The sequence below is a fragment of the Bartonella sp. AP58NXGY genome (assembly GCF_042195785.1).
In the GTDB taxonomy this organism is placed as follows: Bacteria; Pseudomonadota; Alphaproteobacteria; order Rhizobiales; family Rhizobiaceae; genus Bartonella.
The window spans coordinates 1-658 of record NZ_JBHIOY010000301.1; the positions used below are offsets into that span (position 1 = coordinate 1).

At 36.2% G+C, this 658-nt stretch carries 1 pseudogene; it reads right to left on the minus strand.

Annotation, left to right across the window (positions count from 1 at the left end):
• Positions 1-458, minus strand: a pseudogene (locus ACFINC_RS11080) (autotransporter outer membrane beta-barrel domain-containing protein); the annotation flags it as partial.
• Positions 459-658: the final 200 nt, after the last annotated feature.

Consider the following 658-nt stretch of genomic DNA (forward strand, 5'->3'; position numbering starts at 1 on the left):
TCAATCTCACCATCATTGGAAATGTATGCTTTACCTTCATTATCAAGGACATAATTTTCAAGCAGTGCCCCATCTTTAATGAAGATAAGCTCTGGTTTTTTAAGAAACGTAGTATTTTGTTCATGTGCATTATACCCAACATTGTTATGATGACTGCTGTCAAACTCCTGCTGGCTTGCAAATATTCTAGTACCCTTAACAAGGGTAAAATCGCTAGGCTTTTTTAAAAAGCCTAATTCATTGCGCGTTCTTACAATACCATCATTCGATACTCCAAGGATGCATCTTCCCGTTTTCATATATTCATTGTATTGATCCTGAAATACTTGATCATTTTCATAACTCGAAGATTGACAAAAAAGAGGTATCCCCCTCTCATTTGCGGCAGCTGCCTGTACAAAACAGCTGCTCAACAAGAGTACCCAAAAATTGCGTTTCCATTTGTATTGTGTAGCCATATCCTCCCCCCTCTTTACGCCTGCATAGACACAAAACGTAACTAGCTCTACAAAATATATTTTCAACCTTAGATTGTAATAATTCTTCTGAGTAGCCTCATTACTTCACTCAAAGAACTGTTCTTTACCATCTCTTCAATGCGTTTTTGACCAAAAATATAAGGAAATTCCTATATTTCTTCAAAGTTTTTTCTTCAAAG